19 protein-coding genes and 3 pseudogenes are annotated in these 25367 nt (G+C 61.5%); 6 read left to right on the top strand and 16 right to left on the bottom strand.

Annotated elements, in window-relative coordinates; genetic code table 11:
- Positions 1–3 precede the first annotated feature (3 nt).
- The gene (gene gcvH / locus K3819_RS22645; RefSeq protein WP_074688335.1) at positions 4–387 is read right to left on the bottom strand and encodes a glycine cleavage system protein GcvH; all 384 of its coding nucleotides are present in this window, start codon (positions 385–387) and stop codon (positions 4–6) included.
- A 329-nt stretch (positions 388–716) separates the two neighbouring features.
- Between gcvH and K3819_RS29790 the strand changes: the two are divergent.
- Positions 717–803: pseudogene (locus tag K3819_RS29790) on the top strand (metal ABC transporter ATP-binding protein); the annotation flags it as partial.
- 20 nt (positions 804–823) lie between these two features.
- Here the strand turns inward: K3819_RS29790 and K3819_RS22640 are convergent.
- The 6 genes from K3819_RS22640 to arcD (K3819_RS22615) all read right to left on the bottom strand — a co-directional run bounded on the left by K3819_RS22640 (position 824) and on the right by arcD (K3819_RS22615) (position 7931).
- Positions 824–2332, bottom strand: coding sequence for a sigma-54-dependent transcriptional regulator (locus K3819_RS22640; RefSeq protein ID WP_064598978.1), 1509 nt, complete (start codon positions 2330–2332; stop codon positions 824–826).
- A 265-nt stretch (positions 2333–2597) separates the two neighbouring features.
- The gene (locus K3819_RS22635) at positions 2598–2960 is read right to left on the bottom strand and encodes a DUF5064 family protein (protein ID WP_039766036.1); all 363 of its coding nucleotides are present in this window, start codon (positions 2958–2960) and stop codon (positions 2598–2600) included.
- A 62-nt stretch (positions 2961–3022) separates the two neighbouring features.
- Entirely contained in the window at positions 3023–3952 is a 930-nt protein-coding gene (gene arcC / locus K3819_RS22630) for a carbamate kinase (protein ID WP_127799554.1), read from the bottom strand.
- Positions 3953–4132: 180 nt separating this feature from the next.
- A complete protein-coding gene (locus tag K3819_RS22625; protein WP_039766039.1) occupies positions 4133–5143 on the bottom strand; it encodes an ornithine carbamoyltransferase in 1011 nt (336 codons plus the stop codon).
- A gap of 69 nt (positions 5144–5212) precedes the next feature.
- Positions 5213–6469: an arginine deiminase gene (gene arcA, locus K3819_RS22620; protein ID WP_064598972.1), complete on the bottom strand. Its 1257-nt coding sequence runs from the start codon at positions 6467–6469 to the stop codon at positions 5213–5215.
- Between the two features lie 34 nt (positions 6470–6503).
- A complete protein-coding gene (gene arcD / locus K3819_RS22615; RefSeq protein WP_039766045.1) occupies positions 6504–7931 on the bottom strand; it encodes an arginine-ornithine antiporter in 1428 nt (475 codons plus the stop codon).
- A gap of 448 nt (positions 7932–8379) precedes the next feature.
- Here arcD (K3819_RS22615) and arcD (K3819_RS22610) point away from each other — a divergent pair, with 448 nt between their 5' ends.
- Entirely contained in the window at positions 8380–9807 is a 1428-nt protein-coding gene (arcD, locus tag K3819_RS22610) for an arginine-ornithine antiporter (protein WP_064598968.1), read from the top strand.
- Complete coding sequence (locus K3819_RS22605; RefSeq protein WP_221397991.1) at positions 9804–10655, top strand: DNA-3-methyladenine glycosylase; 852 nt, start codon at positions 9804–9806, stop codon at positions 10653–10655. Before arcD (K3819_RS22610) ends, K3819_RS22605 begins: the two co-directional genes overlap by 4 nt.
- A gap of 230 nt (positions 10656–10885) precedes the next feature.
- On the opposite strand, the gene K3819_RS22600 is transcribed toward K3819_RS22605, so the two are convergent.
- The 9 genes and pseudogenes from K3819_RS22600 to gap form a co-directional block, all read right to left on the bottom strand.
- Complete coding sequence (locus K3819_RS22600; protein WP_221397990.1) at positions 10886–12235, bottom strand: CoA transferase; 1350 nt, start codon at positions 12233–12235, stop codon at positions 10886–10888.
- 107 nt (positions 12236–12342) lie between these two features.
- Positions 12343–12867: pseudogene (locus tag K3819_RS29785) on the bottom strand (methyl-accepting chemotaxis protein); the annotation flags it as partial.
- 381 nt (positions 12868–13248) lie between these two features.
- Positions 13249–14208 (bottom strand): annotated as a pseudogene (locus K3819_RS29780) (chemotaxis protein); the annotation flags it as partial.
- Between the two features lie 453 nt (positions 14209–14661).
- A complete protein-coding gene (locus K3819_RS22590) occupies positions 14662–15057 on the bottom strand; it encodes a YbaN family protein (protein WP_221397988.1) in 396 nt (131 codons plus the stop codon).
- 163 nt (positions 15058–15220) lie between these two features.
- On the bottom strand, positions 15221–15817 hold the full coding sequence (locus K3819_RS22585; RefSeq protein WP_221397987.1) for a biliverdin-producing heme oxygenase: 597 nt from the start codon (positions 15815–15817) through the stop codon (positions 15221–15223).
- A 111-nt stretch (positions 15818–15928) separates the two neighbouring features.
- Complete coding sequence (locus tag K3819_RS22580; RefSeq protein ID WP_221397986.1) at positions 15929–18514, bottom strand: TonB-dependent receptor; 2586 nt, start codon at positions 18512–18514, stop codon at positions 15929–15931.
- Positions 18515–18636: 122 nt separating this feature from the next.
- Positions 18637–19602: a FecR domain-containing protein gene (locus K3819_RS22575; RefSeq protein WP_221397985.1), complete on the bottom strand. Its 966-nt coding sequence runs from the start codon at positions 19600–19602 to the stop codon at positions 18637–18639.
- 124 nt (positions 19603–19726) lie between these two features.
- Positions 19727–20245, bottom strand: coding sequence for an RNA polymerase sigma factor (locus K3819_RS22570; protein WP_064598955.1), 519 nt, complete (start codon positions 20243–20245; stop codon positions 19727–19729).
- Between the two features lie 189 nt (positions 20246–20434).
- Positions 20435–21436, bottom strand: coding sequence for a type I glyceraldehyde-3-phosphate dehydrogenase (gene gap / locus K3819_RS22565; protein ID WP_064598953.1), 1002 nt, complete (start codon positions 21434–21436; stop codon positions 20435–20437).
- Positions 21437–21656: 220 nt separating this feature from the next.
- Here gap and edd point away from each other — a divergent pair, with 220 nt between their 5' ends.
- From edd to K3819_RS22550, 3 genes are all read left to right on the top strand, one after another.
- A complete protein-coding gene (gene edd, locus K3819_RS22560) occupies positions 21657–23483 on the top strand; it encodes a phosphogluconate dehydratase (RefSeq protein WP_085610793.1) in 1827 nt (608 codons plus the stop codon).
- Positions 23480–24439, top strand: coding sequence for a glucokinase (locus K3819_RS22555; RefSeq protein WP_221397984.1), 960 nt, complete (start codon positions 23480–23482; stop codon positions 24437–24439). The genes edd and K3819_RS22555 overlap by 4 nt, the downstream gene beginning before the upstream one ends.
- A 177-nt stretch (positions 24440–24616) precedes the next feature.
- A complete protein-coding gene (locus K3819_RS22550) occupies positions 24617–25348 on the top strand; it encodes a response regulator (RefSeq protein ID WP_011335612.1) in 732 nt (243 codons plus the stop codon).
- Positions 25349–25367: the final 19 nt, after the last annotated feature.

Here is a 25367-nt window from a genome sequence, read left to right as displayed (position 1 = left end):
TCCTCAGGCTTCGGCTTGGGCTTTGATCAGACGGTCGTAGGCGTCCTGATCCAGCAGCTTGGCGACGGCCGAAGCGTCGGCCGGCTTGAAGCGGAAGAACCAGCCTTCGCCCAGCGGATCTTCGTTGACCAGCTCAGGGCTGTCTTCCAGGGCCGGGTTGGTGGCCAGGACTTCACCGTCCAGCGGCATGTAAACGCCGCTGGCGGCTTTTACCGATTCCACGGTGGCGGCTTCGGCGCCTTTGTCGTACGCCTGCAATTCAGGCAGTTGCACGAACACCACGTCGCCCAGGGCGTTCTGCGCGAAAGCGGTGATGCCAACGGTGACAGAACCATCGGCTTCGGCGCGCAGCCATTCGTGATCTTCAGTAAAACGCAACTCGCTCATGGAATCTCCTAGGGGCCAGACTCGTCTGGTGGACGCGGTGGAATACTCGGGCGGCAATGCCCTGATTTTATGAACGGTTGCTTAGCAAGAACGCGGCCAACGTAAAAATATCGTTATAAATCAATTAGTTGATATTTATTTGCTAGGCTTTGAGGGGAAGGTGTGTAGCGAAATCGCTACAGCTTGGGGCGAAGAAAAAAGCTGAAGCGGATCAAAGCCTTGCACAGCGGTGATCGGAGGAGTGTGTATCGATATCGTTCCGGTGTAGCGCTTTCAGTACAGATGGAGGTCGCTTTTGAACGGATTTTTAATTCACCACATGACCCGCTGTGGGAGCGGGCTTGCTCGCGAAGGCGTTAGATCAGTCGACATCAATGTTGAATGACACACCGCATTCGCGAGCAAGCCCGCTCCCACATTTTTGACCGAGTCCGGTTCAGGGTTTGTTGGGGATGCCGTACTTGCGCAGCCGATGCGCGATTGCGGTGTGCGAGGTCTGCAGGCGGCTGGCCAGTTGGCGGGTCGAGGGGTAGCTGACGTAGAGCTTTTCCAGCAGCGATTTCTCGAAGGCTTCAACGGCTTCTTCGAGGCTGTCGACGTCGGTGTCGGTCTGGCGTGCTACCGAGGTGCCGGCGATGTCGAGGTCGCCGATGTCCACCAGGCTGCTTTCGCAGATCGCGGCGGCGCGGAAGATCACGTTCTGCAATTGCCGCACGTTGCCCGGCCAGCGGTTGCCGAGCAGCGCCGGGTAAGTGCCCGGGGCGAGGCGGCAGACCGGGCGCTGGATCTGCGCGCAGGCCTGCTGCATGAAATAGCGCGCCAGCAACAGAATGTCCTGACCGCGTTCGCGCAGTGGCGGCACTTCGACGTTGAGCACGTTGAGGCGGTAGAACAGGTCTTCGCGGAACAGGCCTTCGCTGACCATTTTCTCCAGGTCGCGGTGGGTCGCGCTGAGAATCCGCACGTTGACCTTTACCTCACGATCGCCGCCGACCCGACGGAAGCTGCCGTCATTGAGAAAACGCAGCAGTTTGGCCTGCAAGTACGGTGACATCTCGCCTATCTCGTCGAGGAACACCGTGCCCTGGTTGGCCAGCTCCATCAGCCCCGGTTTGCCGCCGCGTTGTGCGCCGGTGAAGGCGCCGGGGGCGTAGCCGAACAGTTCGCTCTCGGCGAGGTTCTCCGGCAGGGCCGCGCAGTTCAGTGCGAGGAAGGGCGCGTTGTGTCGGGCGCTGATGGCGTGACAGGCGCGGGCCACCAGTTCCTTGCCGGTGCCGGTTTCACCCTGGATCAACAGCGGCGCATCGAGGGCCGCTACCCGTTGGGCGCGGGCCTTGAGGGTGCGGATTGGCGGCGATTCACCGAGCAGCGCATCGAAACCTTCGGCATGGTCGTGATGCAGCGCCGACAGTTGTTCGCCGATGCGGTTGGGTTGATACAGCGTGAGCAGGGCGCCGGCGTCGGTGATTGGCGTGGCGTCGAGCAACAGGGTCTGGCCATTGACGGTGATTTCCCGCAGCGGCAGGCGGAAGCCTTGTTCGAGCAGGGTTTCGAGCAGACCCGGATCGTTGAACAGTTCCGAAACGCTTTCGCCCGCCGGCTCGCGACCGTACAGGGCGATCAGCGCCGGGTTGGCCAGCAGCACCTTGCCGGCGCTGTCCAGCGCCAGCACCGGGTCGGTCATCGCCGCGAGCAACGCGTCGAGCTGCAAGTGCCGACGTTGGCCGGGCAGGATGTCGACCACGGTCACTGCTTCTACACCACGCACGCGAAACAGCGCATCTTTGAGTTCTTCGAGCACTTGCGGGCTCAGGGTCGGGGCGTCGATGTAGACGTTGGGCGGGATCATCTCCACCGCATCCAGATTGAGATTGCGCCCGCCGAGGATAGCCAGGACTTCCTGGGTGATGCCGACGCGGTCGATGAAGCTGACGTGGATACGCATGGGGCGGTTCTGGGTTCTGGAGTGCGGAGGGGGGCAAGTATGCCTTGATGGGGGACTGGGGTGAAATCTTGAGATCGGCGTCGTACTTGAAATCCACCCCTCACCCCAGCCCTCTCCCCAGAGGGGCGAGGGGGAAAGGGAGCAGATTGGGGGCTTTTCAAAACTTGAGTTCGGCTCGCTAATTCAGGTCGGTGTACCTTGAGCGAGCAACTCGGTCAGTCCCCTCTCCCTCCGGGAGAGGGTTAGGGTGAGGGGGCTTTTGGGGTTACTCGAAATGCTCGGGATTGACCGGATCCCCGGACTGCATATTCAGCTGCTTGCGGATGTCCTCAAACATCAGGTCGTAATGCTTGTGCACCGAGCCGATCTGGCTGTGGCTCTTGGGAATGCCGTACTTTTCGGCAATCTGCGTCACGTTGCGAGCGAAGTTGTAGGCTTCCTCCTTGGGCAGAAAGAACGGTTCGTTGACCTCTTTGCCCTGCATGCTGCCATGCAGGGTGAACTGTATCCCTTTGCCTTTCTGAGGGTCGGTGAACACTTCATAGTCGAGGTGCACGTTGTAATTGACGTCGTCGTCAGTCAACGCGTGCCGCTCGATATGCAAATGACCGGGTTCGAACTGGGCCATGGTTTTCTCCTTTCAAGGCATGGGAGAAGGGCAGACCTGAGGTCTGCCCCCGGAGTTTCTTTTTATCGGTAGGTGATGCCCGGCGCTGCCGTGCTGACCCGCGTACCGGCGGTGCCCTGGACGATGGCTTCGATGTCCGAGAGCGAACCGATCACCGCGACCTTGCCAGTATGGCGCGCGAATTCACAGGCTGCCTGCACCTTCGGCCCCATGGAGCCGGCGGCGAAGCCCAGGCGTTCGAGTTCGTCCGGGTGAGCCTGGGCGATGGCTTTCTCGGTGGGTTTCTTGAAGTCGATATACGCGGCGTTGACGTCCGTGGCGATCACCAGCAAATCCGCCTCCAGCTGTTCGGCCAGCAGTGCCGAGCACAGGTCCTTGTCGATCACCGCTTCGATGCCTTTGAGATTGCGGTTCTCGTCGTACATGGTCGGAATCCCGCCACCGCCGGCGCAGATCACGATGCTGCCCTTGTCCAGCAGCCACTTGATCGGGCGGATTTCGAAGATGCGTTTGGGCCGTGGGCTGGCCACCACGCGGCGGAACTTGTCGCCGTCCGGGGCGATGGCCCAGCCTTTTTCAGCGGCGAGTTTTTCTGCTTCGGCCTTCTCGTAGACCGGGCCGATCGGTTTGGTCGGGTTCTTGAAGGCCGGGTCGTTGGCATCGACTTCGACCTGGGTGAGCAGGGTCGCGAACGGGACTTCGAAGTCCAGCAGGTTGCCCAGTTCCTGTTCGATGATGTAGCCGATCATGCCTTCGGTTTCGGCACCGAGCACGTCCAGCGGGTAAGGGGTGACGGAGGTGTAGGCCGCTGCCTGCAACGACAGCAGGCCGACTTGCGGACCATTGCCGTGGGCGATGACCAGTTGATTGCCGGGATGGATCTTGGCGATTTGCTCGGTGGCGATGCGGATGTTGGCGCGCTGGTTGTCAGCGGTCATCGGCTCACCACGGCGGAGCAGGGCGTTACCGCCCAGGGCTACGACGATACGCATGGTGCATGTCCTTCTTGTACAGAGGAATGGCAAACGACTCGTGTCCATGTTGAAACCAGGATCCCTTGTGGGAGCGGGCTTGCTCGCGAAGGCGTCAGATCAGTAGACATCACTGTTGAATGACACTCCGCTTTCGCGAGCAAGCCCGCTCCCACATGGGGAGGCGGTTCCCTCAGTGGGTTACAGATCAGCCAAAGTCGACACCAGAATCGCCTTGATGGTGTGCATGCGGTTTTCCGCTTGCTCGAAGGCGATGCAGGCTGGCGACTCGAACACGTCGTCGGTCACTTCGATGCCGTTTTTCAGGTGCGGATACTGTTCGGCGATCTGTTTGCCGACCTTGGTATCGCTGTTGTGAAACGCCGGCAGGCAGTGCATGAACTTGGTGCGCGGGTTGCCGGTGGCTTTCATCAGCTCGGCGTTGACCTGATACGGCAGCAGTTGCTGGATACGCTCGGCCCAGGCTTCCACCGGCTCGCCCATCGATACCCAGACGTCGGTGTGGATGAAGTCCACGCCCTTGACCGCGGCTTTCGGGTCTTCGGTCAGGGTGATGCGGGCGCCGCTTTCCTCTGCGTATTTTTTGCAGCGATCCACCAGGTCGTCGTGCGGCCACAGGGCTTTCGGCGCGCAGATGCGCACGTCCATACCGAGTTTGGAGCCCACCAGCAGCAGCGAATTGCCCATGTTGTTGCGCGCGTCGCCCAGGTAGGCGTAGCTGATCTCGTGGATCGGCTTGTCGGCGTGCTCACGCATGGTCAGCACGTCGGCGATCATCTGGGTCGGGTGATATTCATCGGTCAGGCCGTTGAACACCGGCACGCCGGCGAACTTGGCCAGCTCTTCGACGATTTCCTGCTTGAAGCCACGGTACTCGATGGCGTCGTACATGCGACCCAGCACGCGGGCGGTGTCCTTCATGCTTTCCTTGTGGCCGATTTGCGAGGAGTTCGGGTCGATGTAGGTGACGTTGGCGCCCTGGTCATAAGCGGCGACTTCGAACGCGCAGCGGGTGCGGGTCGAGGTTTTTTCGAAGATCAGGGCGATGTTGTTGCCCTTCAGGTGTTGCTGCTCGGTGCCGGTGTACTTGGCGCGCTTGAGGTCGCGGGACAGGTCTAGCAGGTAACGCAGCTCGCGTGGGGTGTGGTGTTCCAGGCTGAGCAGGTTACGGTTGTGAATGTTGAACGCCATGATGATTCTCCTTGGATTCGGTAATCGGCCCGGCCACTACGGGATAGGTGCGGCCGGGGAGATGGTCGTTTAGTAATCGATAGGGTCGCGGATGATCGGGCAAGTCATGCAGTGGCCGCCGCCGCGGCCACGACCGAGTTCGCCGGCGCTGATGGTGATGACCTCCACGCCCGCCTTGCGCAGCAGGGTGTTGGTGTAGGTGTTGCGGTCGTAGCCGATGACCACGCCCGGCTCCACGGCCACCACGTTGTTGCCGTCGTCCCATTGCTCGCGTTCGGCGGCGAAGCTGTTGCCGCCGGTTTCGACGACGCGCAGTTTCGGCAGGTTGAGGGCTTTGGCCACGACGTCGAGGAACGTGCCTTCTTCGCGACGGATGTCGATGCCGCCCTGTTTGCTTTCGTCAGGGCGCAGGGTGAAGGCGACGATCTGGTTGACCACTTCCGGGAAGATCGTGACGAGGTCGCGGTCGCAGAAGCTGAACACGGTATCCAGGTGCATCGCGGCGCGGGACTTCGGCAGGCCGGCAACGATGACTTTTTCCACGGCTTTGTTCTTGAACAGGTTCAGCGCCAGTTGGCCGATGGCCTGACGCGACGAGCGCTCGCCCATACCGATCAGCACCACGCCGTTGCCGATCGGCATCACGTCGCCGCCTTCGAGGGTCGAGCTGCCGTGATCCTTGTCCGGATCGCCGTACCAGATTTCGAAATCGGCGTTGGTGAATTGCGGATGGAATTTGTAGATGGCGGTGGTCAGCAGGGTTTCCTGACGACGCGCCGGCCAGTACATCGGGTTCAGCGTCACGCCACCGTAGATCCAGCAGGTGGTGTCGCGGGTGAACTGAGTGTTCGGCAGCGGCGGCAGAATGAAACTGGAGTGGCCGAGGAAGTCGCGGAACATCTGGATGGTCTTGCCACCGAAGCTGTCCGGCAGGTCATCGGCGGACACACCGCCAATCAGGAATTCGGCGATGTGTCGCGGCTCCAGGCTTTTCAGCCAGGATTTGACTTCGTTGATCAGGCCCAGGCCCACCGAATCGGCGGTGACCTTGCGTTCGAGGATCCAGTCCAGCGCTTCAGGGATGGCGACGATGTCGGTCAGCAGGTTGTGCATTTCCAGCACGTCGATCCCGCGCTCACGCATCTTGGTCACGAAGTCGAAGTGGTCGCGCTTGGCCTGGGCGACCCACAGCACGTCGTCGAACAGCAGTTCATCGCAGTTGTTCGGGGTCAGCCGCTGATGGGCCAGACCTGGGGAGCAAACCATGACTTTGCGCAGTTTGCCGGCTTCGGAATGGACGCCGTACTTGACTTTTTCCGTGGTCATTTCAGTGATCCTCCAGAGAGAAAACGTTGGGCAATTACAGAGTCAGGAAGCCGTCATACAGTCCGTAGGCTGCCACCAGGGCGCCCACGACCACTGCGGCGAAAATCAGCTTCTCGACGTTGGTGAAAACCGGTTGTTTGAGTTCGAGCTTGGCCTTGGCGAACAGGATCGCGCCGGGGGCATAGAGCAGGGCCGACAGCAGCAGGTACTTCACGCCACCGGCGTAGAGCAGCCACACCGCATAGATCAGGGCTATGCCACCGATGATCAGGTCCTTGCGCCGTTCGGCCGCGAAGCCTTCGTAGCTTTCGCCGCGCACCGCCAGCAGCAGGGCGTAGGCCGCCGACCACAGGTACGGCACCAGAATCATCGAAGTGGCGAGGTAGATCAGCGACAGGTAAGTGCTGGCCGAAAACAGAGTGATGATCAGGAACAGCTGCACCATCGCGTTGGTCAGCCACAGGGCGTTGACCGGCACGTGGTTGGCGTTCTCCTTGCGCAGGAACTCCGGCATGGTGTGGTCCTTGGCGGCGGCGAACATGATCTCCGCACACAGCAGCACCCACGACAGCAGCGCCCCCAGCAGCGAGATGATCAGACCGACGCTGATCAGCACCGCGCCCCAGTGACCGACCACATGCTCCAGCACCGCGGCCATCGACGGGTTCTGCAGCTTGGCCAGTTCCGGCTGGGTCATGATGCCCAGCGACAACACGTTCACCAGCACCAGGAACAGCAGCACGGTGATGAAACCGATCACGGTCGCCTTGCCGACGTCCGAACGTTTTTCCGCCCGGGCCGAGAAGATGCTCGCGCCTTCGATGCCGATGAACACCCACACGGTGACCAGCATCATGTTGCGCACCTGGTTCATCACGCTGCCCAGATCCGGGTTTTTCACGCCCCAGATGTCAGCGGTGAAGATGTCCAGTTTGAAGGCGAAGATCGCGATCAGCACGAACAGCAGCAGCGGCACGACCTTGGCGACGGTGGTCACCAGGTTGATGAACGCCGCCTCCTTGATTCCGCGCAGCACCAGAAAGTGCACGCCCCACAACAGCACAGAGGCGCCGATCACAGCAGCAACGGTGTTGCCTTCTCCAAAAACCGGAAAGAAATACCCGAGGGTGCTGAACAGCAGAACGAAGTAACCGACGTTGCCCAGCCAGGCACTGATCCAGTAACCCCAGGCCGAGGAGAAACCCATGTAATCGCCGAAACCGGCCTTGGCGTAGGCGTAGACACCGCCGTCCAGGTCAGGCTTGCGATTGGCGAGGGTTTGAAAGACGAAAGCGAGGGTGAGCATGCCGACAGCGGTGATGGCCCAGCCAATCAGAACCGCGCCGACGTCGGCACTGGCGGCCATGTTTTGTGGCAAAGAGAATATCCCGCCACCGATCATTGAGCCGACTACCAATGCAACCAGTGCACCTAGTCGCAGTTTTCCGGGAGCTTCAGACATTGCATGACTCCATTGCAGGAGAGAAGAGTTCACAGCGTAGTTCTGTTGGCTATTCAAACAGCTGACTTAGATCAGTGCATGGTCACATTCCATTGTTAATGAATGACTTATGAAACGTCTGATGGCATAAGGCTCCTGCCTGTAAGGCCTGTCCCAGAGGCTTTCGGCATATGTAGTTGGGAACTTTTCCTATTACTTTCGAGTTATCACGCTAGTCCGTTTTCAAGGTTTGGCAAATTTTTCGCCTCTGTTTTCAGTACAGAATCGAATTATCAGGATTCGCACACAAAACTGCCTATCCGTGCTACGCATTAGTGCCATCCGCTATATATAAAAGACGCTGATTGGCGTTATTCAATAAACGTACTTACGCTCTAACCGTTTGGTTAATACCGGTTACATCACCATGGGCGGCCAATGCCGACCTCGGGAACCTGGAGACGCTGGAATGTCGCAACCGACGCAAAAGCTGCGCCTTGGCGCACTGATCGCCCTGGTGGTGGGTTCGATGATTGGCGGGGGGATTTTTTCCCTGCCGCAGAACATGGCAGCCCGGGCCGATGCCGGCGCCATCCTGATCGGCTGGGGCATCACGGCGATCGGCATGCTCACCCTGGCTTTCGTGTTCCAGACCCTGGCCAATCGCAAACCGGAACTGGACTCCGGCGTGTATGCCTACGCCAAGGCCGGGTTCGGCGACTACATGGGCTTTTCTTCGGCGTGGGGTTACTGGATCAGTGCCTGGCTGGGCAACGTCGGGTATTTCGTGTTGCTGTTCAGCACCCTCGGTTACTTCTTTCCGGTGTTCGGCCAAGGCAATACGCCGATCGCCATCGGTTGCGCCTCGGTGTTGCTGTGGGCCGTGCATTTTCTGGTGATGCGCGGGATCAAGGAGGCGGCGCTGATCAATCAGTTGACCACCGTGGCCAAGATCATTCCGTTGATCATGTTCGTGGTCATTGCCGCCGTGGCGTTCAAGGCCGAGATTTTTACCCGCGACATCTGGGGCCGCAGCAACCCGAATTTCGGCGGCGTGATGGATCAGGTGCGCAACATGATGCTGGTCACCGTGTTCGTGTTCATTGGTATCGAAGGCGCCAGCGTTTACTCGGCCCGGGCGGAGAAGCGCACGGATGTGGGCCGCGCCACGGTGATCGGTTTCATCGGTGTGCTGGCGCTGCTGGTGCTGGTCAATGTGTTGTCGCTGGGGATCATGAGTCAGCCGGAACTGGCGACCTTGCAGAACCCGTCACTGGCCGCGGTGCTGGAACACATCGTCGGGCCATGGGGCGCGTTGCTGATCAGCGTGGGCCTGGCCATTTCGTTGCTCGGTGCGTTGCTGTCGTGGGCGCTGTTGTGCGCGGAGATCCTGTTCGCCACCGCCAAGGACAATACGATGCCGGCGTTCCTGAAAAAGGAAAACGCCAACCATGTGCCGGTCAACGCGTTGTGGCTGACCAACGTGATGATCCAGATTTTCCTGCTGATCACGCTGTTTTCCGCCGGCACCTATACCAGTCTGATTTACCTCGCCTCGTCGATGATTCTGGTGCCGTACCTGTGGTCGGCAGCCTATGCGGTGCTGTTGAGCGGGCGGGGAGAAACCTATGAACATGCCTCTGCCGAACGCACCAAGGATCTGCTGATCGGCGGCATCGCGCTGTGTTACGCGGTGTGGCTGTTGTATGCCGGCGGGGTGAAGTACCTGCTGCTGTCGGCGCTGCTATATGCGCCGGGGGTGATCCTGTTCGCCAAGGCCAAGCATGAGCAGGGCGAGCCGTTGTTCACCACGCTCGAGAAGGGGATTTTCACCTGCGTGATCGCCGGGGCCGGGCTTGCGGCGTATGGGTTGTACAGCGGCGTGTTGTCTCTGTGAGGTTACGGCTCGACTATCACGGATCTTGCGACTGGCCGGCGATGCTCGGGTTTTTGGCAGCGCGGGCGGTGGCGGGGATGGAGACGGTGGTCGATGGCGTGTATTCGCGCAGCATCGGGTTGAACGGGTTTCACGGCACGGTTTCGGTCTGGCCCGGTGACGCTGATGCGCTGGAGGTGGAGCTGGATTTCCCGGATCCGTCGGCGGTTCCCGAGATTGTTGTGCGCTTGCGACGGATGTTTGATCTGGATGCGGATCTACCCAGGATGCAGCGGCATCTGGCGGTAGATCCGCTGCTGGCGCGGCTGATCGCCGAGCGGCCGGGGTTGCGGGTGCCGGGGGCGTGGGATGGTCTGGAACTGGCGTTTCGGGCGGTACTGGGGCAACAGATCACCGTGGTCGCGGCGATTCGGCTGGCGGGAAAACTGGTGGCGCAGTATGGCGAGCCTTTGCGTTCTGCAGTGCCGGGCCTGACTCACGTCTTTCCTCAGGCAAAGGTTTTGGCGAACGCTGATCTGGCGGCGCTGGGCATGCCGAAAAGTCGCGGGCGCACCTTGTCCGGGGTGGCGCAGGCGTCGATGGAGGATCCGCTGCTGTTTGCCTCCGGGACGGCGCGGTTGCTGGCGCTGCACGGGATTGGCGACTGGACGGCGCAGTACATTGCCTTGCGCCAGTTGCGGGACATGGACGGGTTTCCGACTGGCGATGTGGGGTTGCTGCGGGCGTTGGAGGTGCTGGAAGGGGAGCGGATGACGGCACGGGAGTTGTCTGCCCGCGCTGAAGCGTGGCGGCCGTTTCGGGGGTATGCGGCGCAGGTGTTGTGGGCGTCTTTGAGCCGATTCGATTGAGATTGTGGTGTACGGCTTGAGATCGCGGCCCTCACCCCAGCCCTCTCCCGGAGGGAGAGGGAGCCGATTGGGGGATATTTGAGAAGTACACCGACTTGAACGTTCTGCATCGAATCCAAAATCGACTCGATCTCTCAGGTCGATGCATGGCGCCAGAAAACTCGGTCGGCTCCCTCTCCCCCCGGGAGAGGGCTGGGGTGAGGGCAGCGATCTCAAACCATGCACAAATCTCAAAACCACTGCGGACGATGCGACCCCAACTCAGTCGCCGGCAAAGCCCACTGCAACGGCGCTCCAGCAATACGCAGCGGCGTTTGAAGCCGACGTGCCGGCCCCCATGGCGTGTGTTCCATCTGCAAGCTCTGGTCCTTTACCTCCTCCGGACGCAACGCTTCGTCCGTCCCAGCCCCATGCTCAACCAACAACTTCGCCGTCCGCGCCAGCGACAACCGCGCCGATCCACCTCGACCACTGCGTAACCGTTCAGCCAGCAACCGAAGCACACTCGCCGCCATCAGATACCCCGTCGCATGGTCCAGCGCCTGCACTGGCAACGGCGTCGGTTTGTCAGCCTGCTTCCAGCGTTGCCCGGCCTCGGCAATCCCGCTGCTCATCTGCACCAGACTGTCGAAGCCGCGCCGGTTCTGCCACGGGCCGCTCCAGCCGTAGGCGTTGAGGCAGACATCAATCAGCCCCGGCGCCAGTTGTCGGCGGCGTTCGACGCCGAAGCCGAGATGTTCAAGGGCGTCGGCGCGATAGCCGTGCAACAGAATGTCGGCATCCTTGAGCAGACTTTCGAACACTGCGCGATCTGCCGGCTCATGCAGATCCAGCCGCGCACAGCGTTTGCCGAGGGTCACTTCCGGCACCACACCGGGTTCGTTCCAGGTCGGCGGATCGATGCGCAGCACGATGGCGCCCAGCCCCGCGAGGAAGCGGCTGGCGGTTGGGCCGGCCAGTACGCGGGTCAGATCAAGCACCTTGAGCCCCGCCAATGGCCGCGCCACCGAGCCTTGCCATGGCTGACTGTCTTGTTCTTCTCCATCACTGAAATGCACCAAGGGTTCGGCGTTCACCGCCAACCCTTGCGGATGTTGCTGCCACTGTTCCCAACTGCGCATTTCGGCGGCGCAGCCCTTGGTCTCGACCACCGCTTGCTCCAGATCGGCACTGGCCCATTGCGCGACTTTTGCTGCCATGGCCGCGCGGTCGACACAGGTGCCGAGTACACTTTCAGCGGCGGTGCGGTGATGCGGGGCGTTGGTGTGCAGGCGGATCCAGCCGTCTCGGGTTGCGTAGTCGCCGGCGACCGGATCCCACAGCGGCGGCGCTTCCCAGCCGATCGGCCGCAGCGAGGTGGCGAACCAGAAAGAGGCGAGGCGGCGGTCGACTTCAACTTCGGGCAAGTGGCCGGTTTGCTGCTGAAGGAGTTCGGCGACCGCTTGCCCGGCAGCAGCAATGCTTGCGCAGGCCAGGTCGGTGACGGCAAACGCCGAGGGCAGGGCGCCCTCGCCGGTGAACGGAATCGGCATGCGGGACAAGCCGAGCGCGGCTTGAATGGACGTGAGCAGATCAGTCATCGAAGGCCCTCCGGGACGAGAGGGCGATGATAGTGCAAAACAAAGTTTGGGCAGATGAAAGCTCTGGTACAAGCACTGGCCCCTGTGGGAGCGGGCAGTGGTGATTTTCAGACGCGGAACTGATCCATCAATTTCATCTGCTGGCTGGCCAATGCATTGAGCTGGCTGCTGATCGCCGCCGATTCGGTGGCCTGTTCGGTCAGGGTTTCGGTGACGGTGCGGATCGCCGAGACGTTGCGGTTGACCTCTTCGGCCACGGCGCTCTGCTGTTCGGCGGCGCTGGCGATTTGCAGGTTCATGTCGCTGATCACGGTGACCGCGTCGCTGATCTTGCCGAGGGCATCCACGGCCTGACGGATCTGCCCGGCGTTGTTGTGGGCCTGGGTCTGGCTCGAATGCATGGTCGCGACCACGCCACGGGTGCCGGTCTGGATGCGTTCGATCACCACGCGGATTTCTTCCACCGAATCCTGGGTGCGCTTGGCGAGGTTACGGACTTCGTCGGCCACCACGGCAAAACCACGACCGCTTTCGCCGGCACGGGCCGCTTCGATCGCGGCGTTCAGCGCCAGCAGGTTGGTCTGCTCGGCAATGCTGCGGATCACCTCCAGCACCGAACCGATCTGCTCGCTGTTCACCGCCAGCTCTTCGACCTCGGTCACCGCTCTGCTGACTTCATCGGCCAGTTGATTGATGTCACGGGTGCTGCGCTCGATGATCGACATGCCGTCCTTGGCCGACTGGTCGGCGCCTTTCGCGGCGTTGGCAGCGTTCGAGGCGCTGTTGGCCACGTCGTGGGCGGTGGCGCTCATTTCGTTGGAGGCGGTGGCCACCTGATCGATCTCGCGGAATTGCACCTGCATGCCTTCACTGGTCTGGCGGGCGATTTCCGACGATTGATCGGCGGTGCCGCGAGCCTCGGTGATGCTCTGTTTGATCTGGGCGATGGTCGGTTGCAGCTTGTCGAGGAAGCGGTTGAACCAGTTCACCAGTTCGCCCAGTTCATCCTGCTTGGTGTAGTTCAGGCGCTGAGTCAGGTCGCCTTCGCCGCTGGCGATGTTCTTCAGCATCTCGGCGACGCTGTTGATCGGACGGGTCACGCCGGAGGCGGTGAGCCAGATCAGCAGCAGACCGATCAGGCCGGCGATCACTGCAACTGCGAGGGCGGTAATGGTGCCGGTTTGCTGCGCGTCGTCGAGCACTGCCTGGAGCTTGACCGAGTCGGCCAGCAGCACTTGTTTCGGCAGGTCGATGACCACACCCCAGGCCTTGGAGTCGGCAATCGGGTTGACCGGATACACGGCGCGGATCAGGTCGCCCCGTTCGAGAATCTTCGGTGTGCCGGCACTCAGCAGTTGCAGCACGTCCTTGCCCTCGACGCCGAGGGTGTCGCCGATGCTTTTGCCGACCTTGCCGGCATCCGCGCTGTAGGCACCGAGCACGCCGCTGCCGGAGACGATCAGCATGTGCCCGGCGCTGTTGAACAGGTCACGCTGAGAGTCCACGGCCGCCGCTTGCAGGGCATCGAGGGCGATGTCGACACCGACTACGCCGATGGCCTTGCCGTCCACCAGCAGGGGCACGGAAATGGTGGTCATGAGCATTTCCTTGCCGCCCACGGTGTCGGCGTAAGGGTCGAGCAGGCAGGTGCGTTTGTTGTCGCGAGGGCAGGTGTACCAGCTGTTGTAAGGCGTGCCGCTGACGCTGAGGGTGGTCTTGTTCATGTCGTCTTCGACCATGATCGTGTTCAACGACGGACCCGCAGCACGGCTCCAGTAACTGGCGAAACGTCCCGCTTCATTGGACTGATGCGCGGCATCGTTGGCGAATTCGCTGTCCTTGCCGTCCAGTCCGTTGGGTTCGAACGCCAGCCAGATGCCAAGCACCTTGCTGTTGCGCTCGAAGGCGGTTTTCAGGCTCAGGTTCAACTCTTCACGCAGGGCGCCGGCGTCCAGCGAACGCTTGGCGGCCATCACTCGCATGTCCTTGATCTGGTCCGCCAGGGCGGTGATCACCAACAGGCTCTCGCCGAAGGTTTTCTGCACCCGCACCGCTTGCTCGGCGGCCTTGGCCTGCAGCAGGTCCTGCACGCTGGCAGTGAGCATCTTGCTGCTGGAAGCACTGACCAGTTCGTCGTTCTGGTTGGTCTGGTAAATGTTGATGCCAACGATCAGCGCCACCACACCGAGCAGGCACAGGCCGGAGAGCAGGACGATTTTCAGGCGGATGGACAGAGAGTCGAACATGGGACGTTCTCGCGAATGGATGAGCTGTTGGCTATGAGGCAGGAAGGTGCCGGGTTCGCCAAATCCATTCAGCGCCATTCAATGCTCATCGGCGCGAGGCGCAGAGGCATGAATTACCAGCCGACGAGCGGTCACGGCTAAACGTTTGCGCGGGTAAATACCCTGAAAGCAAGGGGAAAATCAGGAAATCTTCGGCAACGCTTCCGGTCGCGACCAGATCCACAGATTGCCCAGGGTCATCCCGGCAATCGCCAGATAAATCGGCCAGCCGTGATCGAGCATCACCAGCATCAGCGTGGCGCACAGCAGCATGCTGACCGTGGCGCTGACCTTGGCCTTGCGGGCGATGATCTTGCCGTTGCGCCAGTTGCTCAGGATCGGCCCGAACAGTCGATGGTTTTCCAGCCAGGCACTCAGGCGCGGCGAACTGCGGGTCGCGGCCCAGGCGGCGAGCAGGATGAACTCGGTGGTCGGCAGGCCGGGCACGACGATGGCGACCAGGCCGATGCCGAGGCTGACATAGGCGAGCAGGCCGAACAGCAGGCGGGCGAGTCGGGAGGCGGCGGGTTGGGGCATGGGCTCGATGTGTATGCGGCGAAACGGGGATTCTACAGACTTGCTCGGTTCCCATGTGGGAGCGAGCCTGCTCGCGATGGCGGTATATCAGTCGACATCTGAATTGAATGTCAGGCCGCAATCGCTAGCAGGCTAGCTCCCACAATGGGCAGTCGGTGTGGCTTCAGGCCGGCTCGGCTTCTGTGGCGTAAGCCTGTTCCAGCAGCACGGTGAAGCGGTTGAACGCATCAATCGCACCTTGCTCCACTTCCGCTTCTTCTTCAGCACTGAATTGCAGCGAATCGAGGGTGCGCACAAAGCGCTTCCAGCCTTCTGCACGACCGCCTTCAGGTTCGCCCAGGTGACGGGCGCCGAAAGTTTCGCTCAGCTCCAGCGCAACCGCGCGTTTGATCAGGAACGCGGCGCCGAGCTTGGAGCCCTCGGAGACGAAGATCCAGCCCAGGGCGCGGGCCTTGCTCGGGTTTTTCACGGCGCCGGCGACTGGCGCAGGCACTTCGGTGTCGAGGTCGGCGAGGTCGGCCCTGGCAGCTTCGGCGCGGCAGCGGGCCGGCAGGTCAGGGACGATGGCGGTCAGTTCGGCATCGTTGTACAGCGACACCAGTTCCGACTGGAACAGGTACTGCGCGACCACGAAACGGGCGAAATTGGCGCGGGCCTCGAACGGTGCGTGCGCCTTGACCAGCGCATCGAGCTTGCTGTGCGGCTCGTGGGTGATCTGGTTCAGGCGTTGCGAACGCAGGGCTTTTTCCGGGGTGCTCATGAGATGTCCTTGAAAAGAAGAGGCGCTTGATAACGAGACGTACGGGCAAGCGCCGGACAGTAAAAAAACCTCACGGCGCGGCCATGCACACGCGCCGTTAGGTCATCCGGATCAGATATCCCAGACCAGGTTGATCGCGAAGTTGCGACCCGGCTGGGTCAGGCGATCAAGGTTGGCCGGTTGTGTCACCGAAGCTTCGCCGACGCTGTCGTAACCGCGCACGTCATCCCACAGCCAGTACTTCTTGTCGGTCAGGTTGTAGATGCCGCCGCTGACGGTGACGTCGTCGGTGACCTTGTAATAACCGGCCAGATCGAGAATGCCGAAGCCCGGCGACTTGAATTGACTGCTCACACCGTCCGGCGACTTGAAGTTGCTGTCGTCGACGCGATCCTTCTTCTTGACCACGGTCCAGCTCAGCAGGCCGCCGTAGTTGTCCTGGTCGTAACCGAGGCCGAACACGCCGGTCAGCGGGTTGACGCTGTTGAGCGGCTCGCCGTTGTCGTTGTTGCGTCCGTAGGCGTAGGAGATCGAACCCTGGGTATACAGGCCTTGCGGCGCGCCGAAGGAATCGAGATTCAGGCGACCTTTGACTTCGGCACCCTTGATGGTGGCGTGCTTGATGTTGCTCGACTGGAAGGTCAACTCGTCGTAGCCAGGGGTGACAGCGTCTTCGTTGATGAAGTCGCGGTACTTGTTATAGAACACCGCCACGTCGAACGAGCCTTGCTCGAAGTTGCCGCGCAGGCCGGTTTCATAGCTTTTGCTTTTTTCCGGTTCCAGGTCCGGGTTCGGCGCCACGTTGTAGCCGGTGGTGCTGTTCTCGAAGCGGCCATACAGCGCTTTCGCGGTCGGGGTGCGGAAGCCTTCGGCGTACTGACCGTACCAGGTGTAGTTTTCAGTCAGTGCGTAGGTCAGGCCGAATTTTGGTGAGACTTTGTGCCAGGTCTTGTTCGAATCGCTGACCGTGCCCTGGCCGTCGGCGGCCACGGTGTTGAGGAATTCCTGGGTGATGTGCGGCTTGAGCTGGGTGTAGTCGTAGCGCAGGCCCGGCAGGAAGGTCCAGTTGTTCCAGCTGATCTGATCCTGTGCGAACAGGCTGTAGGTGTTGATGGTCGGGTCCGGGAAGTCGCTGGATTTTTTCAGCACGTCAGCCGCGCTGGTGGCGCCGATGGCGGTGCAGCCGCGACCGACCGCCAGACACTTGCCGTCGCCGCTGCGCGAGCCAGTGACTTTCTGCTGCTTGATGGTGGTGCCGTAAGTCAGCACATGATCGGTGTCACCGATGGCGAATGCCTTGTCCAGTTGCGCGTCGAAGACCCACTGTTTCTCTTCGTAAATCGTGTCGCGGGTACGCAGCACTTTGCGGGTGATCGGGTAGTAGAACTCGTCGGTGCTCTGATCGGTCTTGGCGGTCTGGTGGTTGAGGCTCCACTTCACGTTGTCCGCCAGCAGGCTGTTGAGCTCGAAGCTGTGCTCCAGGCCGAAACGCTCGCGGGTGATGGTGTCGTTGCCGGTGCGCCACTGGTACATGCCGCCGGGCAGCACGCTGTCCGGGATTGTCGGGGCACCGTTGAAGTACGGGCCGCCGTAAGCACTTTTCTGATCGGTGTCGCGATCATCCTTGTACTTTTCGTAGGTCAGGCCCAGGCGCGAACCTTCGTTGTAGTTCCAGCCGATCTTGGCCAGCACGTTGCTGGCTTTCACGTCTTCCGGGTTGACGGCGGTGCGCTCCAGGCCCGTGCCGTTGTTGCTGCCGTAGGAATCGGTTTCGTGACCGTCGCGCTGGCTGTAGTGCAGCAAGCCGTCGAACTGGTCGGCGCGGCCGGCGACGGTGGCGGATTTCAGCCAGCTCTCGTCGGCGGAGCTGTAGCCGGTTTTCAGGCGGGCACCGACATCTTTGCCGGGCTTGATGATGTCGTCCGGGTCGAGGGTGTAGTAGCTCACGGCGCCGCCGATGGCGTTGCTGCCGTACAGCACCGAGGCCGGGCCACGGAGGATTTCGACGCGTTTGACGATTTCCGGGTCAACGTAATTGCGCTGGGTCTTGGCGTATGGGCCGTTGAAGAAACCGTCCGGCACTTCGACGCCGTCGACCTGAGTCAGAATCCGGTCGCCGTCGATGCCGCGAATGTTGTAGCCGCTGATCCCGCCACGCTGGCCGGCGCCGCCGACGGAGACGCCCGGCTCGTAGCGCACCAGATCCTTGATGGTGTTGACGTTGTTGCGGTCCAGATCCTGACGGGTCTGCACGGAGACGGTGGCCGGCACGCTGCTCACCGACTGTTCCTGACGGGTGGCGCTGATGGTCACCTGATCAAGATTGAGTGCGCCGCCGCTGGCGCGTTTTTCCAGCACGACGTTGTTGTTGCTCAGTTTGCGGAAGCTCAGGTTGGTCCCCACCAACAGGCGCTCCAGGGCTTTTTCCGGTGGCAGCGAACCGCGCACACCCGGCGACGACACATCCTGACCCAGTTGCGCCGGCAAACCGACCTGCCAGCCCGTGACGGCGGTGAACGCATTGAGCGCCGACACCAGCGGCTGCTGGCCGATGGCGAACGAGTAGTCGCCCATGTTGCGCGTCGGCTGTTCGGTGGCGGCCATCAGCGGCGCGGTGCCGGCCATCAGGATGGCGGCGGTCAGCAGCGACAGCACGCGGGAAGGGGAAGAAGTCTGGCGGGTAAGGCGTGAGGACATCGATAGCGCTCCGTGTCGCACGAATCTTTATAGGTGCTGATTGATCTCGCGAGATGCGAATCAATTGCATTGGCTATAACGAGACGAACGAGCTTTGGCTATCGAGTAAAAATAATTCTCATTTAGTTCAAGATCACCAGCGCCGGGAATTCCCGAAGCCTGGCCGAGGTGATGTGAGCAAGCGAACGCACCACGTCCAGCGGCTGGTCGAGACGGTAATTGCCGGTGACGGCGACGTCGGCCAACTGTTCGTTGGCGTTGATGATGAAGCCCGGGTAGTAGCGGCGCAGTTCGGCCAGCACCTGATTCAGCGGGCAGTTTTCGAAGATCAGCCGACCCTGCACCCACGCCAGATCGGTGGCGGCGTCGACCTTGGCCGGACGGTCGAAACCGTTGGGACCGATGCGGATGCTTTCCCCGGCGGTCAGCCGCACCCGTGCGTCGTCGCGGGTCGCCCGCAAATCGACATCGCCGCGCTGCACCCGCACCTGCGCCACGCCGTCCAGATAACGCACGGCAAATGCGGTATCGCGCACGCTGGCTTTCACCGGGCCGGCATCGATTTCCAGCGGCTGGCTGCGGCTGGCCGGGATCTCGAAAAACGCTTCGCCCTGATACAGCCGCGCGACTCGCTGCTGATCGTTGATCGTGCTGGAGAACGCGGAATTGGTGTTGAGCAGGACTTTCGAACCGTCCTCAAGCTGCAGGCGCTGACGCTCGCCGACCACGGTCAGGTGATCGGCCTGCAGACGCATCGGCAGGTTGCTGAAACTGAACAGCCCGAGCAGCAGAGCGGCGGCGGTGGCCAGCGGCTTCCAGTGCGGGCGCAAACGAGTGAGGACGGTGACTTTCTTCGGTTTGGCCGCGAGGTTCTGTGCGCACTGGGCGATCTGCGGGCCGTCCCAGATTGCCTGGGCCTTGGCGAACGCCTCGGCATTCAACGGATCGGCCGCCAGCCAGGCATGGAATTGCCGGGTCTGCTCCTCGTCCGGACTGCCGAGCACGATGAGCCAGTCCAGAGCCTGGTCCATTGCGCTGGCGGCGTCCTGCGCCGATGAAGGCGAAGGGGAGCGGTGGGTGTCCGTCACGGTGTTTCCTCGGCAGTGTCTGTGCACGGCTGTTTTTTTAGTGAAGCGTAAAAGTCGGGCAAGGGTAACAAAGCCCGATGATCAGTGCAGTCGATCCTGAGGTTTACAGAAAAGCCCTACGCCATCAGTCGTTGTTCAAGCGTTCGGCGACACCGATGCAGATGGTCATGATCAGTTTGAGTTCTTTCTGCACCGTGCTGAGAGAGACGCTCAGTTCTTCGGCGATTTCCTGATAGCTGTGCCCGTGCAGGCGGCTGAGGATGAAGATTTGCTGTTGGCGGGGGCTGAGTTCACCGAGGCTCACGTTCAGGCGCTCCAGCAATTGTTCGGCGTGGGCGGCGTCTTCGGCGCTGCTGGCGGGAGCGGCGACACTGTGCACCACGTCTTGCGGCACGTCGTCGACCATCGTGCGCGAATGAATCTTGCGCGCACGCAGATGATCCAGCGCCAGATTGCGCGCGGTCTGGAAGACAAAGGGTTCAAGGTGATCGATGGCCCGTTCGCTCAGCGCCCGGGTGACGCGCAGGTAGGTTTCCTGCAACAGGTCTTCGGCGGTGCTGTGGTTGTTGACCATCCGTTCCAGGGTCCGCAGCAGCGATGTGCGCTGGGCGAGGAACACGTGATTGAAGTGTGATTGACTCACGGGAAGACCTGATCCATTTCGAGCGAATGATAATGCTTATCATCCGCCCGAGTGGTCAAGTGTTGATTTCAGATTGAAATCAACCCTGTGGGAGCGGGCTTGCTCGCGAAAGCGTCGTGTCAGGCAATAAATATGTCGACTGACCCACCGCATTCGCGAGCAAGCCCGCTCCCACAGGGGTTAGGCGTTTTATTCCGCGTTGCACAGCGCCAGGCAGTTATCGAGCATCCGGTTGGAGAAGCCCCACTCGTTGTCATACCAGGCCAGCACTTTCAGCAGTTTGCCGGTGGATTTGGTGTGGTTGGCGTCGAAGATCGACGACAGCGGGTTGTGGTTGAAGTCGCTCGATACTAGCGGCAGGGTGTTGTACCCGAGGATCTTCGAATGCTGGCTCGCGGCTTTCATCAGTGCATTGACTTCATCGGCCGAGGCTTCGCGCTTCAACTGCACGGTCAGGTCAACCAGCGACACATTGATCACCGGCACGCGCACGGCCATGCCGGTCAGTTTGCCGGCCAGTTCCGGCAGCACCAGGCCCACGGCTTCGGCAGCGCCGGTCTTGCTCGGGATCATGTTCTGGGTGGCGGAGCGGGCGCGGTACGGGTCGGTGTGGTAAACGTCGGTCAGGTTCTGGTCGTTGGTGTAGGCGTGAATCGTGGTCATCAGGCCGCTTTCGATGCCCAGTTCGCGGTGCAGCACCTGAGCCACCGGGGCCAGGCAGTTGGTGGTGCACGAGGCGTTGGAAATGATCTGGTGCGACTGGCGCAGAATGTCGTGGTTCACACCATAAACGACGGTGGCATCGGCGCCCTTGGCCGGGGCCGAGATAATCACTTTGCGTGCGCCGGCGGTAATATGCGCAGCGGCTTTGGCGCGGTCGGTGAACAGACCGGTGCATTCGAACACCACGTCAATCTTTTCCGCGGCCCAAGGCAGGTCGGCCGGGTTGCGGATGGCGCTGACCGAAATGCGGTCGCCGTTGACGGTCAGGCTCTCGTTGTCATGAGCCACTTCGGCGTCGAATGTGCCATGAACGGTGTCGTACTTGAGCAGATGCGCATTGATCGCGCTGTCGCCCAGATCGTTGATGGCGACGATCTGCAAATCCTGACGATAGCCTTGGGTATACAGTGCGCGCAGGACATTACGGCCGATGCGGCCAAAACCATTGATTGCGATTCGAAGAGTCATTGAACAGCGCCGCCGTCGTTTTGTTGTTGGAATTACAAGATTATTCGCATAAAAATAGAAAACAAGCCTTTTTAGTGGCAATATTTTGTTTTATCTACAACGAGTGACCTGAATCAACTGGTCCGAATGATCAAGAAAACCGTTCGTCATCCCACGCGAACGGGCTTTTGATCAGCATAGACAATCAGGTCGCCACATCCGTTAGCCTGGAGTTCTACACATGCATCCCCGCGTTCTTGAGGTCACCGAACGGCTTATCGCCCGCAGCCGCGCCACGCGTCAGGCTTACCTTGCGCTGATTCGCGGCGCCGCCACCGACGGGCCGATGCGCGGCAAACTGCAATGCGCCAACTTCGCCCACGGCGTGGCCGGGTGTGGCAGCGAAGACAAGCACAGCCTGCGGATGATGAACTCGGCGAACATCGCAATTGTTTCGTCATATAACGACATGCTCTCGGCGCATCAGCCGTACGAAGTCTTCCCGGAACAGATCAAGAACGCCCTGCGCGAAATCGGCTCGGTCGGCCAGTTCGCCGGCGGCACGCCTGCCATGTGCGACGGCGTGACCCAGGGCGAGCCGGGCATGGAACTGAGCCTGCCGAGCCGCGAAGTGATCGCGATGTCGACGGCGGTGGCGCTGTCCCACAACATGTTCGACGGCGCGCTGATGCTCGGCATCTGCGACAAGATCGTGCCGGGCCTGATGATGGGCGCCCTGCGTTTCGGTCACTTGCCGACGATTTTCGTCCCGGGCGGGCCGATGGTCTCGGGGATTTCCAACAAGGAAAAAGCCGACGTGCGGCAGAAGTACGCCGAAGGCAAGGCAACCCGCGAAGAGCTGCTGGAATCGGAAATGAAGTCCTACCACAGCCCGGGCACCTGCACCTTCTACGGCACTGCCAACACCAACCAGTTGCTGATGGAAGTGATGGGCCTGCACTTGCCGGGCGCATCGTTCGTCAACCCGAACACGCCGCTGCGTGAGGCCCTGACTCGCGAAGCCGCGCATCAGGTCACGCGCCTGACCAAACAGAATGGCAACTTCCTGCCGATCGGCGAAATCGTCGACGAGAAGGCGCTGGTCAACTCGATCGTCGCGCTGCACGCTACCGGCGGTTCGACCAACCACACCCTGCACATGCCGGCCATCGCCATGGCGGCAGGCATTCAACTGACCTGGCAGGACATGGCCGACCTCTCCGAAGTCGTGCCGACCCTGAGCCACGTCTATCCGAACGGCAAGGCCGACATCAACCACTTCCAGGCGGCGGGCGGCATGTCGTTCCTGATCCGCGAACTGCTCGAAGCCGGCCTGTTGCACGAAGACGTCAACACCGTGCTCGGCCACGGCCTGAGCCAGTACACCAAAGAGCCGTTCCTCGATAACGGCAAGCTGGTGTGGCGCGAAGGCCCGACCGACAGCCTCGACGAAAACATCCTGCGTCCGGTGGCCCGTGCATTCTCGGCAGAGGGCGGCTTGCGGGTGATGGAAGGCAACCTCGGTCGCGGCGTGATGAAGGTGTCCGCCGTGGCGCTGGAAAACCAGATCGTCGAAGCACCGGCCATGGTGTTCCAGGATCAGCAGGATCTGGCCGACGCTTTCAAGGCCGGTCTGCTGGAGAAGGATTTTGTCGCGGTGATGCGCTTCCAGGGGCCGCGTTCCAACGGCATGCCTGAGCTGCACAAGATGACGCCGTTCCTCGGCGTGCTGCAGGATCGCGGCTTCAAGGTGGCGCTGGTGACGGACGGGCGCATGTCCGGCGCGTCGGGGAAAATCCCGGCGGCCATTCATGTCAGCCCTGAAGCTTATGTCGGCGGCGCTTTGGCGCGCGTGCAAGAGGGCGATATCATCCGCGTCGATGGCGTCAAAGGCACCTTGGAACTCAAGGTGGACGCCGCCGAATTCGCAGCGCGCGAACCTGCCAAAGGCCTGTTGGGCAACAACATCGGCAGCGGTCGCGAACTGTTTGGCTTCATGCGTTTGGCCTTCAGCTCGGCGGAGCAGGGCGCCAGCGCCTTCACTTCTGCCCTGGAGACGCTTAATTGAAACTGGCTTTGGTCGGTGACATCGGAGGCACCAACGCGCGGTTTGCGTTGTGGAAAGATCAGCAGCTCGAATCGGTTCAGGTGCTGGCCACGGCCGACCATGCCAGCCCGGAAGAGGCGATCGGCCTCTACCTGAGCGGGCTCGGTCTGGCGCCGGGCGCCATCGGTTCGGTGTGCCTGTCGGTGGCGGGGCCGGTGAGCGGTGATGAATTCAAGTTCACCAACAACCACTGGCGCCTGAGCCGCAAGGCGTTCTGCCAGACCTTGCAGGTCGATCAGCTGTTGCTGATCAATGACTTCTCGGCCATGGCCCTGGGCATGACCCGTTTGCAGCCCGGCGAATTCCGCGTGGTCTGCGAAGGCACGCCGGAGCCGTTGCGTCCGGCAGTGGTGATCGGCCCGGGCACTGGCCTGGGCGTCGGCACCTTGCTCGATCTGGGGGAAGGTCGGTTTGCCGCGTTGCCGGGAGAGGGCGGTCACGTCGATCTGCCGCTGAGCAGTCCGCGTGAAACCCAGCTCTGGCAGCACATCCACAACGAGATCGGCCACGTCAGCGCGGAAACCGCATTGAGCGGCGGCGGCTTGCCTCGGGTCTACCGGGCGATCTGCGCGGTGGATGGTCATGAACCGAAACTCGACACACCGGAAGCCATCACTGCGGCAGGTCTTGCAGGCGACCCGATTGCCCTGGAAGTGCTGGAGCAGTTCTGCTGCTGGCTCGGTCGCGTGGCCGGCAACAACGTGTTGACCACCGGCGGCCGTGGCGGGGTGTACATCGTGGGCGGCGTGATTCCGCGCTTTGCCGATTTCTTCCTCGAAAGCGGTTTCGCCCGCAGCTTCGCCGACAAGGGCTGCATGAGCGATTACTTCAAGGGAATTCCGGTGTGGTTGGTGACAGCGCCGTATTCCGGCCTGGTTGGCGCCGGCGTGGCCCTGAATCAATCAATCCCGACCTGAAATACGGTAAAAACTGTGGGAGCGGGCTTGCTCGCGAAAGCGGTGTGTCAGTCACCTTGATGTCTCTGATATACCTCTTTCGCGAGCAAGCCCGCTCCCACAGTGGTTCTGTGGTGTTTGCAAGTTCGATGCTTAAGGCATAATCCGCCCAATTCCAACAACAAGGATGCCTTCGAAGTGAGCTCAGTCAACAAGTCGATTTTGTTGGTCGATGACGACCAGGAGATACGCGAGTTGCTGGAAACCTACCTGACCCGCGCGGGTTTTCAGGTACGGGCCACGGCGGATGGCGCCGGTTTCCGTCAGGCGCTCAATGAAGCGCCGAGCGATCTGGTGATCCTCGATGTGATGCTGCCCGATGAAGACGGCTTCAGCCTGTGCCGCTGGGTGCGCCAGCATCCGCGTCAGGCCCAGGTGCCGATCATCATGCTCACCGCCAGTTCCGACGAAGCCGACCGGGTCATCGGCCTGGAGCTCGGCGCCGACGATTACCTCGGCAAACCTTTCAGCCCCCGCGAACTGCAAGCCCGGATCAAGGCCCTGCTGCGCCGCGCCCAATTCGGCCAGGAACGTGGCGGCAGTGAAGTGCTGGCGTTCGATGAATGGCGGCTGGACATGGTCAGCCATCGGCTGTTTCACGCCGACGGCGAGGAAGTGATTCTGTCCGGCGCCGACTTCGCCCTGTTGAAACTGTTCCTCGATCATCCCCAGGAAATCCTCGACCGCGACACCATCGGCAACGCCACCCGTGGCCGCGACCTGATGCCCCTCGACCGCATCGTCGACATGGCCGTCAGCCGCCTGCGCCAGCGTCTGCGCGACACCGAAAAACCGCCACGCCTGATCCGCACCGTGCGCGGCAGCGGCTACCAACTGGCAGCCAATGTGGTTGCCGGCAATGGTCATTGAGTTCCTGCGCACCACCGCG

This window comes from Pseudomonas sp. 3-2, assembly GCF_019710535.1.
In the GTDB taxonomy this organism is placed as follows: Bacteria; Pseudomonadota; Gammaproteobacteria; order Pseudomonadales; family Pseudomonadaceae; genus Aquipseudomonas; species Aquipseudomonas pharyngis.
This window is presented reverse-complemented; position numbering and strand designations above follow the sequence as displayed.